This window comes from Mucilaginibacter sp. P2_A5 (assembly GCF_056404995.1).
Genome location: NZ_JBFUCY010000032.1, coordinates 1 through 16,734, shown reverse-complemented (window position 1 = coordinate 16,734; position 16,734 = coordinate 1). Strand labels below are relative to the sequence as shown.

Sequence of the window (16,734 nt, the reverse complement as noted above, 5' to 3'; positions counted from 1 at the left end):
TGGTGAGCGGTGAGTGAATAAAAACTCACCATTCACTACTGACAACTCACTTCTATCAACATGAATAGAAGAATGAATACAGAAACATTTAAGTACACACAAACTTTTGAGCTGGAATCGGGCGAACAACTACAGCAACTGGAGATAGGTTTTCATACTTATGGGCGCCTAAACAAAGAGAAAGATAATGTGGTATGGGTATGCCACGCCCTGACAGCCAATGCCGATGTTTTTGACTGGTGGAAAGGTTTTGTGGGTACAGGAAACAAATTTAACCCCGAAGAGCATTTTATAGTTTGTGCCAACATTTTGGGCTCGCCATACGGCACAACTAACCCCTTAAGCGTAAATCCGGCAACAGGTGAGCCATATTTTTTAACATTCCCTCAATTTACCATCAGGGATATGGTAAAGGCGCACCAGTTATTAGCCGACCATTTGGGCATCGGCAATATTCATATCCTAATTGGTGGCTCATTGGGCGGCCAGCAGGCCATTGAGTGGGGTATTATCGAACCAAACCGTATCAAAAACCTTATTTTGATAGCCACCAACGCGCGCCACTCTCCATGGGGCATCGCGTTTAATGAGTCGCAACGTTTGGCTTTAACCGCCGATGCAACTTTTAACAATAATACGGTGGACGGTGGACAAGCCGGCTTAAAGGCTGCCAGGAGCATAGCTCTACTCTCCTACCGTACCTATAAAACTTACGGTATTACACAGCAGGAAGATGTTGATAGCAAAACCGATAATTTTAAGGCATCAACCTATCAGGATTACCAGGGCCAAAAGCTGGTGAACCGGTTTAATGCCTACAGCTACTGGTATTTAACCAGGGTGATGGACTCGCACAATGTAGGTCGCGGCCGAAATGGCGTGGAGAAAGCATTAAGCATCATCAAAGCCCGTACATTGGTTATCGGTATTAAATCGGATGTGTTATTCCCTATCGAAGAGCAGGAGTACCTGTTTAGGCATATCCCCAAATCGGCCTTTGCTGAATTGGATTCATTTTATGGCCATGATGGTTTTTTAATTGAAACAGAAGCATTAACAAATATTATCACGTCGTTTTTTAAAACCGATGTAAAAGGAAAAATTATAGAATTGCAACGTACAGCGTAATGAGTAAAAAGTTAAGTATAGGATTATTTGGATTTGGCGTAGTTGGACAGGGATTATATGATATCATCAAGACAAAAAATTTAAACATCGAAATTGTAAAATTTGCAATAAAAGATCCGCATAAAAAGCGGTCGTTACCGGCAGAATTTTTTACCGCAGATAAGGAAGAGCTGCTAAACAACCCGGATATCAATACCATTGTTGAACTGATTAACGATACCGAGGCAGCTTTCGAAATTGTATCAAGAGCATTAAGCAGTGGCAAAAATGTAGTTTCGGCCAGTAAAAAAATGATAGCGCTGCACCTGGATGAGTTGATTGAACTGCAGCATAAACATGGCACATCTTTATTATATGAAGGCGCGGTTTGTGGTAGTATCCCCATCATCCGCAACCTGGAGGAGTATTATGATAACGAGTTGCTGCACTCCATCAGCGGTATTTTTAACGGATCATCAAATTATATCTTATCAAAAGGATTTATTGAGGGGCTTGATTATAACAGGGCCCTGCAACAGGCGCAGGACCTTGGTTTTGCCGAAACCGATCCCACCAGCGACGTAGGTGGTTTTGATGCCAAATATAAACTGGTGATAGCAGCCGCGCACGCTTATGGCGTGGTTGTAAAACCCGATGAGGTTTTTAATTTGGGGATTCAGAACCTGGCCGCGCATGATTTACAATACGCCCGCGAAAAAAACCTGAAAATTAAACTGGTACCTGTAGCCAAGGAACTCGACGATAAAAATGTAGCTATGTTTGTGCTGCCGAAGTTTGTGAACAGCAGCGAATTTTTATACAACGTGGAGTACGAATATAATGGAGTAACCGTACAGGCCGCCTTTGCCGATCAGCAATTCTTTTTTGGTAAAGGGGCAGGTGGCCACCCTACCGGTTCGGCGGTGCTATCTGATATAGCCGCGTTGCGCTATAGCTACCAGTATGAGTATAAAAAAGCAAAGGAAAAAACCGGGCTTCAATTTACCAATAACGTGGAATTTGATATCTATTTAAGGTATGATGACGAGCGTTTGGTAGAAGATTTGAAATTTATCTCCATAAAAGAACGCTATTATTCGGGCGATTATAAATTCGTTATCGGAAAAGTTAATTTACAAAGCCTGATCGATAATCAATCGCACATAACTGAGAGTAAGGCATTTGTTGCCTTTGCCGGTCAGCTTACCGGGGTTAGCCTGGCATTGGTATAAAGCAGGTACGAAAGTCCTGATGTAGATTTTGTTTTGTTTCTTTTACAAAAAAGGCCCCAACCAGGGGCCTTTTTTATATCGAGAGATTTATATTTTTTTTACTTCGCAAAAAATGCGGCAATGCGTTTGCCAAAGGCAACGGTTAAAATACCTACCAGCACTTTTGTTACAGATGACATGACCGCGTTTTGATCATTTTCGCTGGATATATTGTATAACCGATAAAGCAGGTCAGGAACTGTGTTAACAATAAGTAAGCCCCCGATGATGACAAGCGCTATCTCATAAATCACTTTACGCTCAGCAAATAATTTTACGTTTTCTTGCTTGTCGGCTGCATCAGTGATGAGCCGGGTAATCAATTTTGTTCCGGCTATCAAAAAGATCGACAAGGCCAGCAGGAATACAAAATTGACGATGTTTAACCAAAACAAGTTCATTTGCTCGGTAGCGTGGTCGGCCGCCGCAATCGCGCTGAAACTTTTTAAAAACGTAAAAAAACCGGGAATTTTGGATAGGTTGGAAACCAGCAGGTAAACACCAAGGATTTTTATGGTTATTTCATAAATATCAGACTTCTTCATTTTTTAATTTAGGGTATAGTTTATAATTAATCGGGACGACTAAGATAAACAAATGCCCAATATATGTATGAAAAACCGGCTTTAATCCAAATAATAATGCCTTATCTGGTTTAACCCATGATCCAGCTCATAAACCCATGGTGTGGCGGTAGGTATTTCCAGTTGGGTTACCTGCTCGTCGGTAAGGCAATCAATATATTTAATTAACGAACGCAGGCTATTGCCATGGGCAACTACAATTACTTTTTGATTACGGCGCATGGCGCTTACAATAGCTTCGTTCCAAAACGGCAGTACCCTATCCATGGTTTCGCTCAGGTTTTCGGTTAGCGGTAATTCACGATCAGTTAAATCTTTATAACGCAAATCATGACCTGGGAAGCGTGGATCATCACGGGTTACGGCAGGTGGATGCTCGTTAGGGTCGCGACGCCATTTTTGAACTTGTTCGGCACCGTATTTGGCTACAGCTTCATCTTTGTTCATCCCCTGCAAAGCGCCGTAAAAACGTTCATTCAACCGCCATGATTTTTCAACCGGGATCCATAAATGATCCAGTTCTTCCAGTATAAAATGCATGGTTTTGATTGATCGTTTTAGGTAAGAGGTAAAACCAACATCAAAGTTATAGCCGTTCTTTTTTAGGATCTGCCCTGCTTTATGAGCTTGCTGGTAGCCATTTTCGGATAAATCCACATCTTCCCAACCGGTAAAACGGTTTTCGAGGTTAAAAACACTTTCGCCGTGGCGTATCAATACTATTTTTTGCATAGGTATTTGCTTAACGCAAAAGTAAGGCAGAGTTGTAAATAAAATTGTAAAATATTCATAAATCACTTAGCTTGCGTTATAAACCAACTAATACTAAACCAATATGATCCCTACTACACCTGCCCCTGTAAAGGATGGCATCGCTAATCCGGCGCCGCTTGGGCTTTGTGCCTTCGGTATGACCACCGTTTTGTTAAACATCCATAACGCCGGCTTTTTTGAAATGAACAGCATGATACTGGCCATGGGCATTTTTTACGGCGGCCTGGCCCAAGTTATTGCAGGTGTTATTGAGGCAAAAAAGAATAACACCTTTGGGTTAACCGCTTTTACCTCCTATGGATTTTTCTGGCTATCGCTGGTTGGCTTAATAGTTATGCCCAAACTGGGCTGGGCTACAGCACCGTCTGAAGGTGCTATGTGCGCTTATTTAGCGGTTTGGGGTATATTTACGTTGCTATTGTTTTTTGGCACGCTAAAATTAAACCGCGCGTTGCAGTTTGTTTTTGGCTCGTTAACCATATTATTCTTTTTATTAGTAGCAGGTGATGCAACCGGCGATGCCACCATTAAGCACCTGGCTGGTTATGAAGGTATTATTTGTGGCGCATCGGCTATTTATACAGGTATTGCCAATGTATTGAACGAGGTTTACGGTCGCGTTGTATTGCCAATTGGCCCGGTAAAGGTTTAAAATAATCTTGCTAAATTGCGCAGGTGAAAGATTTTAAAAAATACTACAGCATACCGGCAACGCCCGACGAAATTTATATAGCCCTTACCAACCCCATCACTATTGAGTTATGGACAGGTGAAACCGCCCAAATGAGCACCGAACCAGGTTCGGAATTCTCCATGTGGGACGGTAGCATAGTCGGCAAAAACATAGAATTTGAGCCTGGCAAAAAAATTGTACAGCAATGGTATTTTGAAGGTAAATCTGATGATTCGATAGTTACCATAAAACTACACCCCGATAAGCAAGGCACATCTGCCGAAGTTAGGCACACCAACATTCCCGATGAGGATTTTGATGATATTGCCGATGGCTGGACCCATAGCTACTTTGGCGGATTAATAGACTTTTTTGAAGGCGAGTAATAAACGCTCTGAGCATCTTGCTTAATGGCAGATATTAAACATAAAAAGCGATGGCTATAAACCATCGCTTTTTATGTTTTAAAATAAGCTCCTTAAATTTCCCCGGAACCTTAATAGATTTTATTGTCGTTATATCTCCACCGCCGGATGAACAAACACCTTCGATTTGATATCGGCGCCGGCTTTACCAAGCGTAGCGGCTACCGAGCAATATTTGTTTAATGATAGTTCGACCGCGCGTGCTGCCTTATCCTCATCAATATCACCATAAAGGTGAAATTCAATCTCGATATCCTGCCATAAAGATGGCTCTTTGCCGGCTTCACGTTCGCCATTAACTACCATTTTATAGTCCTTTACTTCCTGGCGTTGTTTTTTTAGTATGCTGATAACGTCAATTGCAGAGCAACCCGCCAGGCCCATTAATAGCATTTGCATTGGGCGTACGCCAAAATCCTGGCCACCGCTTTCGGGGCTGCTATCCATTTTTACAGTGTGGCCAATGGAATCAACGGCCTCGAAGCCGAAATCGCCATGCACACGTTTAAGTTCTATTGTGGCCATAGTATTAAATTTATAATGATGCTAAGTTAGGTAATTGTTGGCGTTTGCAAATAATAGCTGATGATTGTTTACGCTGTTATTACCAAAAAAGTTTTAAGCCAATGATTTCCTGTCCTTTACCGGGATAACCAATTTTAAACCCGACCATATTTCGTCTACCGCACAAACTTTTACATCTACCAGTCCTATTTTAAGCGCGAAATTCCGGATCACGTCTTCAGTAATATCGGTAAGCACCTTTGATGCTTTTTTGGGCCACGATACCCAGATCATGCCATCGGGTTTTATCTGCTTCATCAATAACGGCAAGCTGGCTAAAAGTTCCTCATTACTTTTGGTAAAAAAATGGACCAGATCTTTTTTAATACCGGCGTCATCCACAAAGTAAACGTCGGCCGGCATGTCGGTAAATAACTGCATATAATAATCGGGCGCGTTAATCAGCATTACATTTGCCAATGTTTTTATACCCAGTTTTTTTGCTAATGGAGTGCCGGAGTATCCTGCCATATCATCAGATGGTTTTTAAATGATGCATTAAATGTTCAACATAATCACTAGCCAGCCATTCAACGGTTTGCAGGTTGGGTTCACCTTTGCTGTTATCGCAGCGGGCAGTCAACCTATCGGGCGGGTAATTCTCCCAAACCCTTATTATTTGCCTGTTAAGTAAAATCCATAGGTCAAGCAGTTCTTTAACATCAACATCCTGGTAATGTTGTACGGCTACATAAGTATCCTGCTCATAAACCAGTTTAAAATTCTCTTCATAGGTGCAGCGTACAAAACGCTGCAGATTTACCTGGGCGCTGTCAATCAGGTGCCCAATGACCTCTTTTTTAGACCATTTATCGGGCGCGGGTTTTAAATCCCAATTATCATCGGGCGACCTGGTTTGCAAAAAATCAGTTATAGCGGTGTTTAAAATGGCCGAAGTAGTAGTCATTGCATGTTTTGAATTAAGTATTTAAAGATTGTTATTTCATATTGAAATACAAAACCATTAACTTCAAAGCCTTAAAGACACGTATGGCCCTTAATTATATCTGGATTGCATTTTTTTTGATCGCTTTTGTTGTAGCACTCATCAAGCTTATTTTTTTTGGCGATGTAGAGGCTTTTAAACTGCTGGTTGACGGCATTTTCAATTCGTCAAAATCATCGGTAATGGATATTGCCTTACCATTGATTGGTGCTATGGCTTTTTGGCTGGGTATATTAAATGTGGGCGAAAAGGCTGGTGCAATAAATTTCCTGTCGCGCCTGGTGGGGCCGTTTTTTAGCCGCCTGTTTCCGGATGTTCCTAAAAAGCACCCGGCCGTTGGCCAAATGCTCATGAATTTCTCGGCCAATTTACTCGGGCTCGATAATGCGGCTACCCCCCTGGGTTTAAAAGCTATGGGAAGCCTGCAGGAGTTAAATAAAGATAAGGAATCTGCATCAAACGCACAGATCATGTTCCTGGTGCTGCATACTTCGGGCCTGCAAATGCTGCCGGTAACAATTATAGCGCAACGTGCCATTTTAAATGCCAAAGATCCCGCAGATATATTTTTACCATGTGTTATTGCAACCTACGTAGCAACGGTTGTTGGTTTACTAATTGTAGCCATAAAACAAAAAATAAATCTTTGGGATAAGGTTATCATTGCCTGGCTGGGTGGAGTAACTGCTTTTATCACGCTAGTAATATGGTATTTTACAACGCACTTAACTAACGAAGAAATAAGTATCGTATCTAAAGTAGTTAGTAACTTTTTATTGTTTTTTATCCCGGTAGTATTTATCGTAGGTGGATTGATAAAAAAAATAAATGTATTTGATGTTTTTGTAGAAGGCGCAAAAAGCGGATTTGAAACATCGGTAAAGATAATCCCTTACCTGGTAGCAATGTTAGTAGGTATTAGCGTATTCCGTAGTTGCGGCGCGCTGGATTATATGAACGAGGGTTTGCGTTGGGTTTGTATAAAGGCCAACCTTGATACCAGGTTTGTAGATGCTATGCCCGTAGCCTACATGAAACCGCTCAGCGGATCTGGTTCAAAAGCAATGATGATAGATGTAATGAAAACCTTTGGCCCCGATAGTTTTGCAGGCCGCCTGGGCAGTGTATTCAATGGTTCGGCCGATACTACATTTTATATAGTTGCACTATATTTTGGTACCGTGGGGATAAAAAAATCGCGGTATGCCATACCTGCCGGTTTACTTGCCGATGCAGCCGGTATCATAGCTGCAATATTCATCTCTTATTTATTTTTTGGAAATTTAAAGTAAGCCCGGTGCCCCTATCATTCATTATTAAGCAACGTCTTTATTGCTGTTGCCGGCAATTATTTTGCTGTTTTTTGACGGAGAATCTCCGATCCTAAAATTTTACTTTTTGCAATAAATTCAATTATTATTTGAAAATAATTGTTAATTTTGGTCAATCTATTGAATTTTAAGCAATTATCTACAGTAAAAGCAAGTGAATGAATAAAATATTTACTACAAATTTATTTTTTTTTGCTTTATTTAATTTAGTTGCTTTTGCCGCTTCTGCACAAACTATAACTATCGGTAATGTAGATGCCGGCCCCTATGCGCCGGGGTCGACAATAAGCGTTCCCATCCAGGTAACGGGGGCATGCACCGATCCTACAAATACCTACAATCTTTACCTTTCAAATGCCGGCGGTAGTTTCGCGTCGCAAAAGCTAATTGGCAAGTTTACGGGCAACTATGCTACTTTTGTAAACGGCATTATACCCACGGGCACCAGTCCTGGCACCGGGTATTTGCTTAGGGTATCGGCCACCAACCCATCGGTTACAAGCGGGGCATCAACAGCAATTTCAATTGTTGCCGGCACCGGCACCGTGGCGGCGTTAAATTCGCAATCTATTGATGTTAATTACCCCGAGGTATTTGGTTCATGTTCGGGTTCTAATAACTCATTATATAATTTTATAAATACATCAACAGCAGGAGCCACGGTTACCGCGAGTTTTTACAACGAGCTTTCGCAGGTAACTGAGGCATCGAACCTTAATTTTACCAATAACGGTAATTTTACGGCTAAAACCGCCAATTATACCATTACCGTTAAAGCAATTACGGGGGGGATTGCAGGTACATATACTTATAGCCTGATTAACAACCTGGTTAACAACAGCTTTGGGGTTGAGGGGAGCACTACAGCCTGCCTGGGCAGCGGGGCCACCAATTTAACATACAATATCGATCCCAACATCATCAAAAACAACTACCCGGGTTTACTTTATAACGTTTCGTGGGGCGATGGTACACCATCGGTATCTTACACCTATTGCCAGATACTTGCCGCGGGTGGAAAAGTTTCGCACGAATATGTTAAGGCATCGTGTGGGAACATAGTTAAAGGTCAAAATAATTCGTTCGAAGTAAAGCTTCAGTTAATAAGCCCGTTTTGTGGCAATGTAGGTACGCCTGTTGCCAGTTACGCAAAGGTTATAGCGCCGCCGCTAAACCTGCCGGTTGTACCGGTGGCTGCCTGCTTAAATACCGCGGTAAAATTTGTAAACAATTCATTTCCGGGAGATGACCCCAACAGCACATCAACAAACTGCTCAAACACCAAGGCCCGGTACACCTGGCTTGTAGATGGTGTAACCAAACAGGTGAATTACAAACTAACTGATGCTTTCTTTTACACTTTTACAACTACCGGCGTACATAAAGTAACCTTACAGCTGCAAAATAACACAGGATCATGCGCCGTTGCCGATGTTACGCAGGATATTTGTATCCAGGAGCCTCCTGTACCGGCCTTTTCGCTGCCTGTTAACTCGGGTTGCATTCCCCTTACGGTTACGCCGGTAAATACCTCAAAAATTGATTCAAACTGTAATAACACCAATAAATATGTTTGGACGGTTACAGGCCCAACGCCTGTGGCTTACGCAAACGGAACAAATGCAAATAGCGCCACGCCCCAGTTTTTATTCAATAAAACCGGTGTTTATAATATTAAACTGGCAATCTCAACTGTAAGTTGCGGCCTGATAACCGATGCATCTGTACAAACGGTTGTAGTTGATGATACGCCTACGGCAACATTGTCAAAAGACACCGTATTTTGCGGAACAAATACTACACTTAAGTTCGATAATACCAATAACAGTGCTACCAAAGTAACATTTTCCGGATCGGCGCAAAACACCGGCGCAACCTACAAATGGACTATAACCGGCGGTGCCTTTACATTTGTGAACAACACCACCGATGTTTCACAATACCCGGTCATAAAATTCAATGATTTTGCTAAGTATACCGTTACTGTAACTAATACCAACATTTGCGGTCTGCCGGCTACCAGCAGTCAGCAATTGGAATTTATTGCTTCGCCAACAGTTACTGCGGGCACCTACCCTGCTGTTTGTGCAGGAACCGATATCAGTTTGAACGGTACATCAAATACCCCTTCAATAAAAATGCGCTGGGCAGGCGGCACCGGCACATTTACCGACCGAAATTCGGCCCAAACAGTTTATACACCATCTGCGGCCGAGATAAAAGCAGGCAAGGTTACCCTTATTTTCCAGGGGATAACTACGCTGGCTGCACCCTGCGATACCATATCCGACCCTACAACAATTATCATCAATAAGGCCGATTCAATTACCAGCAAAAATGCAGTAACCTCGTGCCCGGGAAAACCCCTTAGCTACAATATTACCGCGGGTACACCCACAACAACCTTTACTTGGGTGGTGGATGCTTCAAAAACCAGCCTAACCGCGGGTGGTTACACGGCAAGTGGCAGCGGTAGCTTTATTAATGATATTTTAACCAACAGCGATTTAAACGGCAACGCAACGGTTACCTATAACATCATATCAACCAGCCAGGGTTGCGTTAGCGAGATATTTGCGCTTACGGTAACCATACCACCAACTGTTGTTACTGCTTCATTCACACAGGACAACAGCACGGCCTGCGGTAACCTGCTGGTTCAGTTTACCAATACATCAAAACCTATTAACAGCGTTTTTTTATGGGATTTTGGCGATGGATCAACAGACACGGGGATTAATCCGCAACATACCTTTTTGGCAAAAACCGACGGACGCGATACCGTTTATCATATCAGCCTGAGCATTGTAAGCAACTGTAGCATAACCGCTCCACATCTTGATTCGGTAAGAATAAGCCCGCAAAAACCTGTAGCGAGGCTAATCCCCGATAGAGTTGAAGGTTGCTCCCCGTTTATCGTAACCGGCAAAAACTCATCGCCCGGTAAAAACTTGCAATACACCTACTACCTGTACGATGGCTCATTAATGCTGGAATCAAAAACATATACCGATAAAAGTGATTTTAAATTTGATACACCATTAAATACTACCCGTACAAAGCAATATACCATATTTATGATTGCCCAGGATTATTGTGGCAATACCGATACCACCCTGAAACGCACCATAACAGTATCGGCCCCTACCATTACGCCTGATATGTTTTTTCTGGATAATAAAAAAAGCGGTTGCAGTCCTTTGAATTTAACGTTTGTAAATAATTCGTCGGGTGGCGATACATTTTATTATACCATTTATGATGATAAATATAATGTAGTAACCAACGTAGCTGCCGGTACCGATAACCTGCCGTACGTTTTTACCAAACCTGGCATGTATTATGTAACCATCACTGCTTCAAGTTCATGCTCGTCTGGCGTTGAGTCGTCAAAATCAACAAACCGGGTGATGGTATATGACGTACCAAAGGCAGGCTTTACAGCCTCAGACACCACAGGCTGCCGTAACGTTACCGCATTTTTTACCAACACTACATATGCCGATCCTAATACTCAACCGGTAGCCCTATCCTATACCTGGTATTACGGAGATGGCGCTACAGCAACCGGGTTTACGCCGCCACCACATACTTACAACTTTAAAAACTCGCCATACACGGTAAAACTTATAGCCGTTAATCCCTTAACTGGTTGTGCAGATAGTTTGATTAAAAAGGACTATATAAAAGTTACGCCGCCGCCGGGTACTGCTTTTACAGCAAACCCCGATACCATTACCAGCATACCAAACTATCAATTTCAATTTGTTGACCAAACTACCGGATCGCCGGCCAACTGGATGTGGGATTTTGGAGATGGAACTGTCAGCGCGCTGCGTAACCCACCACATACTTATGCAGATACCGGAAAATATAAGGTAACACTGGTAACAAGCACCAAAGATTTTTGCGACAGCGCGATAACACATTATGTACGCATAACCGGCATTCCCGGCGAACTGTATTTACCCAATGCGTTTATGCCCACCAGCGGCACAACCGAATTAAGAAAGTTTGGGGCAAAAGGATCGGGTATTAAACAATGGCACCTGCAAATATTTAACGGCTTTGGCCAGTTAATTTGGGAAACCAGTAAACTATCGGCGCCTAAAGGCACTCCGGTTGATGGCGACGGCTGGGATGGTACTTTTAAAGGGGTACCTGCAGAGCAAGGCGTTTATATTTGGCAGGCTTCGGCAACATTCATCAACGGCAGCGAATGGAAAGGAATGTCGTACAATAACTCATTACCCAAACGAACGGGTGTTGTTCATTTAATAAGATAGATAATGCGCGCTTTGTTTAAAGGAGGTGTTTTAGGATTGTTAATGTTGCTGTGTGGCAGCATGGCTGTTGCCCAGGACCACATGTACTCGCAGTTTTTTAATTCCCCGGTATATCTTAACCCTGCATTAAACGGCCAGTTCCAGGGCGATTTACGCATGAACCTTATTTATCGCAACCAGTTTACATCGGTGCCGGGCGGCTTTAATTATCTAACAGCATCTGTAGATTATAATATACCGCAATTTGGCGGCGGGGTTGGTTTAATATTTACCCGGGGAAACGAGGGCACTGCCGGGCTTACAAAAAACAATATCGCCGGCATTTACTCCTATAGCGTTGGCTCTGATGATTTTGTGTTATCCTTTGGGGTACAGGCGGGCGTAACCAACCGCTCGGTGGATTATGGTAAATTGGTATTTAGCGACCAGATTGATCCCCGCTTAGGATATATTCCCGGCTCGCCAACCAATGCCGAGTCGCCAAGATTCGACAACCGCTTTTATTTTGATGCCGGCGCCGGCATAAACCTCGCCTTAAGCGATTTTAACATTGGCGGCGCGTTACAGCATATCAACCGGCCCAATGAATCGTTTACGGGTACGCCTGCAAAACTACCTATGCGCGGCACAGCACATTTAAGCTATAGATGGGACCTTAACAAGGATGAGAACCTTGATGAAGACGAGAAATCATTTTTTATTCCATCGGTTGTGTTTTATAAGCAATCGGCGGCACAATCAATAAATATCGGACTGCAATATAAAAGGCATAACCTTAATGCCGGCTTATGGGTGCGAACCTCCGGATCAGGCGGGCCAACGGCTATCACGTTTTCGTTAATATTTGATTTGTTTTTAAGTAAAGAAACCGGAGAGAAGTTCAGGTTGGGTGTAAGCCATGATGCACCAATTTCGGGCCTCAACTATAGCAATACCAGCGGCACAACCGAAGGGAGTATTGGTTATGAAACCACTTTGCCCTCGCGTACAGATACCTATCACAAATTTGAAGGTGCAAGGCGCTGTTATGATTTTTATTAAGAATTTTATTTATATCTTTATCTGTTATATATCCTGAATTACGGTGGAGAAAATCTATCACAAAGCAAGACCTAACCAGTCTTATCTTAAAGACAAGCGGCATAAAAAGAAAACAGCCATGATAGGTGTCTGGGTGTTGGTGCTTTTTGGGATCATTTTTATGATGATAGTGGTAAAATTTGCCACATCAGGCGGCTCATCTGATATGCTTACATTTACGATGTTCCCAAGCAGTGATGACGCGTACCAGGTAGCCAAGCAATACATTGCCCCTACCATCAAATCAGGCAACTTAATTTTTTCCGAAGATCATTATCAATTCGCCAAAAAGTCCGATTCGGTGTTTGTTATCAAATCATATGTAACTTCGATTGATGAGAAAGGAGAAAAAGAAAAAACCAATTTCCAGATCACCTTAAGATACGACGGAGGCCCCAAGGCAGTACAGGATAACTGGACGATGATTGATATGAATAAAGTAACAGAATGATACTTTATTTGCCAGGTAGTTTATTGGTAACACGCTGATATATTGCCTTATTATTTTATTCAAGAAATTCGCCTGAAATAATTTTGTTAAAAAATGTAAACCGGCAGGCAACCATTAGCAAAACAAATACGTGTTAGTTGCAGATAAGGAAAAATTTAAACAGGTAGCCCGTATATATGGGAGAAGCAGAACTACAACAATTGATTGCAGGCTGTTTACAGCATAGCCGTAAAGACCAGAAGATGCTTTATAAAGCGTTTTATGGCTTTGCTATGAGCATATGCCTGCGATATGCCGGCAACAGGTACGAAGCTTCTGAAATTATGAACCAGGGCTTTTTAAAGGTGTTTACCAATTTACAAAAATACGATACCAGCCGCCCGTTTATTGCATGGGTTGGCCGCATTATGATGAACACTTCTGTTGACTACTACAGAAGTAACCTGAAGCTCTCGCTCACGGATGACCTTGATGCAGCCGAGGATATTGGACATAACGACCTCCCCGACCAGAAGCTGAATTACGATGATCTTATCGGCATGGTACAACAACTGCCAAACGCTTATCGTACGGTGTTTAACCTGTTTGCAATTGAAGGGTTTTCGCACGAGGAGATAGCATCGAAGCTAAATATAAGTACAGGTACGTCAAAATCGAACCTGTTTAAGGCGCGTGAAAAATTGAAAAATATGGTGATTAATTCCGGCCGGCTTCCGGAAAGTAATTCGGGGAGCGGGCTGCAAACCATTGTGGCTATTGGCACTATAAGTGTCAGCATGTCGGTACTGATAGAATTGATAATGAAATGAAAGAGAAAAACGAAAATAAATTGGATCAATTGTTCAGGGACGGGTTATCCGGCCCTGGAGACCACTTTGCTTTTCGGGAGGAGGATTGGGATTCAATGGAGCAGCTGCTGGATAAAAAATCCAATACAAAAGCGGGCTTCTTCCGTATTATGTATTATGCATCCGGCATTGCGGCTTTGCTGCTGCTTGCATTAGGTTTATACTTTTATAGCAAAAACGATACTACAGATCCAGCTAAAATACACGGAAAGGTTAATAAAACAGGCAATAGTCAAAAGCAGCCGGGTTCGCCTGATCGGGGTAATGGCAACGACAGCCTTAGCAATAAATCTGATAACCTTGCGGTAACCGAACCTGCCGGGCAATCCAATACCGTTAAGTCTGCAAAAAAAGATACGGTTAACAATAAAGCCGAAAGCATGGCTGTAAACAATTCGGCCAATAACAACCGGGGCTCAAAAGTTAAAGTAAACCCGGGAAGTGATCTTAACAATAAAGCTACTAACATGGCTGTTAACGATGCACAGCCCAAAAACAACGCCCCAAAAACGGAAACAATTAATAAAGCCATACCAGGCAGCAATGCACCCCAACTGGCCGATAATAAAACACCATCGGCAAATAAAGCACCCGGTGGCCAAACAGCTGGTATTGATACACCTGGTAACAAGGGTAAAGTAGCCCCGGCAACCAGCCAGGTTGAAAACAATATAGCCGCAAATCAAAATACCGATACGACAGCGAACAAGAAGGCTGAACGGGAAGCAAAAAAACAAATGGCTATTGTTAAAACATCGGCAATAAAAAACAGGCCGCAGTTTTCTATTACTGTATTGGCGGCTTCTGACGCTAATGCGGTAAATTCATTTGGGCATAGCCAAACGGGGACCAATTATGGATTACAGTTTTCGTTACGCGTTACAAAAAAGCTAACTATAAGTACCGGTGTAGCCTACGCTATTAAACCGTATTCATCAACGCCTACCAGCTACTCAGCCGATTCTTACAATCCTTCAAGAACGCCTACCAATATCCAGGCAAATTGTAAGGTGCTTGATGTTCCGTTGAACCTTAGCTACCAGTTGTATTCAAAAGGAAATAACGCTATTGGTGTTGGTACGGGGGTATCATCGTACTTTATGCTGAAAGAAAATTACAGGTTTGATTATGCGGCCGAAACAGGCTGGAAGCCCTATAACCTGGAAGTACGAAATAAAAATACACACCTGTTTGGCGTTCTCAACGTTAATGTTAATTACCAGCGGAGAATAAATTCGAAGTTTAGCGCGGTTTTACAGCCTTACATGAAACTACCGCTTACCGGCATAGGCAATGGCAAAGTCGACCTGAAATCAACAGGCGTTGCCCTTGGTATAAACTGGAACATTGGTTCGGCGTTGAAACCGTGATAGTCCTAAGTCTTAAGTCCTAAGTCAAAAGTCACTTCCGGCTTCAGACTTAGAACTTTAGACTTAGGACTTCAGACTTAACTAAGAGCCTACTTTTAACCAGCCCGTAATGCTCATTCGGGGTTTTTGAGTACATAAAACCTCGTGAACAAGCTCATTACTTTTAAAGAATACCGTGCGCCCGTTTTCAGGGCCGATGTTCTGCTCATGATTTAAATGGTGTATACGCAATTCGCCACCGTCGGCGGCTAACCAGCCTGTGTTTAAATACATGATCATTGAATATTTACGGCTATCGTTATTCCTGAACTGATCGAGATGTTTTTTGTAGAAAGCTCCTTTTTCGTACAAGGTATAATGAAATTCATAGCCTGTGATACCGGTGTAACAGGTTTTATTGAGATAGGCAACAAAGCTATCCATCAGGTCAAAAAAATCATTTTCGCAAGGGGTGTCATGCTTGCGGTCGAGCCAGTAAATGTGGTCGCCCCTAACCTTAGTGTCATGGTTCACGGCTTTATCGTTACCGGTTCCGGCAGATAACAGTAAGCTTGATTTAACAAGGGCCAGCAGGTTAAGCTTAAGATCGGCAGCAAGCGTGTCGCTTAAAAAATGATCGGCTATGCCAACCTTATCAGCCAGGTAACTATCGATAAGGCAATTGAATGTATCTTCCAATAAAGGTGGGTTAGCATGGTATCCTGCAAACGCAGGCATGTTGTTAAAGATACTCTTTTTTGCCGTACGCGGGCCATAAACTGCCCTTGCTCACAGGGCAAACGCATTAAAATTTCAGTAGCATAAGTAAATATTTAAGATCCCATGCGGCAATGTTCTTTTTTCTTCGGATACTGATGTTCTTCGTTTGATCATTTTTAAGTATATTTAAAGCTACCTTATTGATCAGGGAAAAGTTTTGGGCTGCGTGTTTGTTCCTTTTTCTGTCGGCATCTTCGTGAAAGACAACGTCAAGCGTCCAATGCAGCTTGTTTTCTATCGCCCAATGTCGCCGTCGCCGGATATT

Annotated in this window: 17 protein-coding genes; 10 read left to right on the top strand and 7 right to left on the bottom strand. The window is 42.6% G+C overall.

Going from position 1 to position 16,734, the window contains the following annotated elements; translation table 11 throughout:
* Positions 1-72: 72 nt before the first annotated feature.
* On the top strand, positions 73-1,128 hold the full coding sequence (locus tag AC1DXF_RS23380; protein ID WP_477451118.1) for a homoserine O-acetyltransferase family protein: 1,056 nt from the start codon (positions 73-75) through the stop codon (positions 1,126-1,128).
* Positions 1,128-2,339: a homoserine dehydrogenase gene (locus AC1DXF_RS23375; protein ID WP_477451117.1), complete on the top strand. Its 1,212-nt coding sequence runs from the start codon at positions 1,128-1,130 to the stop codon at positions 2,337-2,339. Before AC1DXF_RS23380 ends, AC1DXF_RS23375 begins: the two co-directional genes overlap by 1 nt.
* A 98-nt stretch (positions 2,340-2,437) precedes the next feature.
* Here the strand turns inward: AC1DXF_RS23375 and AC1DXF_RS23370 are convergent, their stop codons facing one another.
* On the bottom strand, positions 2,438-2,923 hold the full coding sequence (locus AC1DXF_RS23370) for a hypothetical protein (protein WP_477451116.1): 486 nt from the start codon (positions 2,921-2,923) through the stop codon (positions 2,438-2,440).
* A gap of 81 nt (positions 2,924-3,004) precedes the next feature.
* Positions 3,005-3,694, bottom strand: coding sequence for a 2,3-diphosphoglycerate-dependent phosphoglycerate mutase (gene gpmA, locus AC1DXF_RS23365; RefSeq protein WP_477451115.1), 690 nt, complete (start codon positions 3,692-3,694; stop codon positions 3,005-3,007).
* 103 nt (positions 3,695-3,797) lie between these two features.
* On the opposite strand from gpmA, the gene AC1DXF_RS23360 reads away from it, so the two are divergent.
* Both AC1DXF_RS23360 and AC1DXF_RS23355 read left to right on the top strand, forming a co-directional pair.
* Positions 3,798-4,388: an acetate uptake transporter gene (locus AC1DXF_RS23360; RefSeq protein WP_477451114.1), complete on the top strand. Its 591-nt coding sequence runs from the start codon at positions 3,798-3,800 to the stop codon at positions 4,386-4,388.
* Between the two features lie 23 nt (positions 4,389-4,411).
* Positions 4,412-4,795 carry an SRPBCC domain-containing protein gene (locus AC1DXF_RS23355; protein WP_477451113.1) on the top strand — a complete coding sequence of 128 codons (384 nt, stop codon included), beginning with the start codon at positions 4,412-4,414 and terminating at the stop codon, positions 4,793-4,795.
* Between the two features lie 129 nt (positions 4,796-4,924).
* Here the strand turns inward: AC1DXF_RS23355 and AC1DXF_RS23350 are convergent, their stop codons facing one another.
* The 3 genes from AC1DXF_RS23350 to AC1DXF_RS23340 all read right to left on the bottom strand — a co-directional run bounded on the left by AC1DXF_RS23350 (position 4,925) and on the right by AC1DXF_RS23340 (position 6,305).
* Positions 4,925-5,359, bottom strand: a complete 435-nt coding sequence (locus tag AC1DXF_RS23350; protein WP_477451112.1) for an OsmC family protein — start codon at positions 5,357-5,359, stop codon at positions 4,925-4,927.
* Between the two features lie 93 nt (positions 5,360-5,452).
* Complete coding sequence (locus AC1DXF_RS23345) at positions 5,453-5,869, bottom strand: DUF3052 domain-containing protein (RefSeq protein ID WP_477451111.1); 417 nt, start codon at positions 5,867-5,869, stop codon at positions 5,453-5,455.
* A 4-nt stretch (positions 5,870-5,873) separates the two neighbouring features.
* Positions 5,874-6,305 (bottom strand): DinB family protein, encoded by a 432-nt coding sequence (locus AC1DXF_RS23340; protein ID WP_477451110.1) that lies wholly within the window; start codon positions 6,303-6,305, stop codon positions 5,874-5,876.
* An 83-nt stretch (positions 6,306-6,388) separates the two neighbouring features.
* Here AC1DXF_RS23340 and AC1DXF_RS23335 point away from each other — a divergent pair, with 83 nt between their 5' ends.
* From AC1DXF_RS23335 to AC1DXF_RS23310, 6 genes are all read left to right on the top strand, one after another.
* Entirely contained in the window at positions 6,389-7,636 is a 1,248-nt protein-coding gene (locus tag AC1DXF_RS23335) for a nucleoside recognition domain-containing protein (protein WP_477451109.1), read from the top strand.
* Between the two features lie 197 nt (positions 7,637-7,833).
* Positions 7,834-11,961, top strand: a complete 4,128-nt coding sequence (locus AC1DXF_RS23330) for a PKD domain-containing protein (RefSeq protein WP_477451108.1) — start codon at positions 7,834-7,836, stop codon at positions 11,959-11,961.
* Between the two features lie 3 nt (positions 11,962-11,964).
* Positions 11,965-13,002 carry a PorP/SprF family type IX secretion system membrane protein gene (locus AC1DXF_RS23325; RefSeq protein ID WP_477451107.1) on the top strand — a complete coding sequence of 346 codons (1,038 nt, stop codon included), beginning with the start codon at positions 11,965-11,967 and terminating at the stop codon, positions 13,000-13,002.
* 43 nt (positions 13,003-13,045) lie between these two features.
* Positions 13,046-13,492, top strand: a complete 447-nt coding sequence (locus AC1DXF_RS23320; protein WP_477451106.1) for a hypothetical protein — start codon at positions 13,046-13,048, stop codon at positions 13,490-13,492.
* 176 nt (positions 13,493-13,668) lie between these two features.
* Positions 13,669-14,301: an RNA polymerase sigma factor gene (locus AC1DXF_RS23315; protein WP_477451105.1), complete on the top strand. Its 633-nt coding sequence runs from the start codon at positions 13,669-13,671 to the stop codon at positions 14,299-14,301.
* Entirely contained in the window at positions 14,298-15,710 is a 1,413-nt protein-coding gene (locus AC1DXF_RS23310) for a hypothetical protein (RefSeq protein WP_477451104.1), read from the top strand. Before AC1DXF_RS23315 ends, AC1DXF_RS23310 begins: the two co-directional genes overlap by 4 nt.
* Before the next feature lie 81 nt (positions 15,711-15,791).
* Here AC1DXF_RS23310 and AC1DXF_RS23305 read toward each other — a convergent pair whose 3' ends face one another.
* Both AC1DXF_RS23305 and AC1DXF_RS23300 read right to left on the bottom strand, forming a co-directional pair.
* Positions 15,792-16,427: a 2OG-Fe(II) oxygenase gene (locus AC1DXF_RS23305; protein WP_477451102.1), complete on the bottom strand. Its 636-nt coding sequence runs from the start codon at positions 16,425-16,427 to the stop codon at positions 15,792-15,794.
* A gap of 67 nt (positions 16,428-16,494) precedes the next feature.
* The coding region (locus AC1DXF_RS23300) for a transposase (RefSeq protein WP_477451101.1) at positions 16,495-16,734 on the bottom strand (240 nt) is incomplete at its 5' end.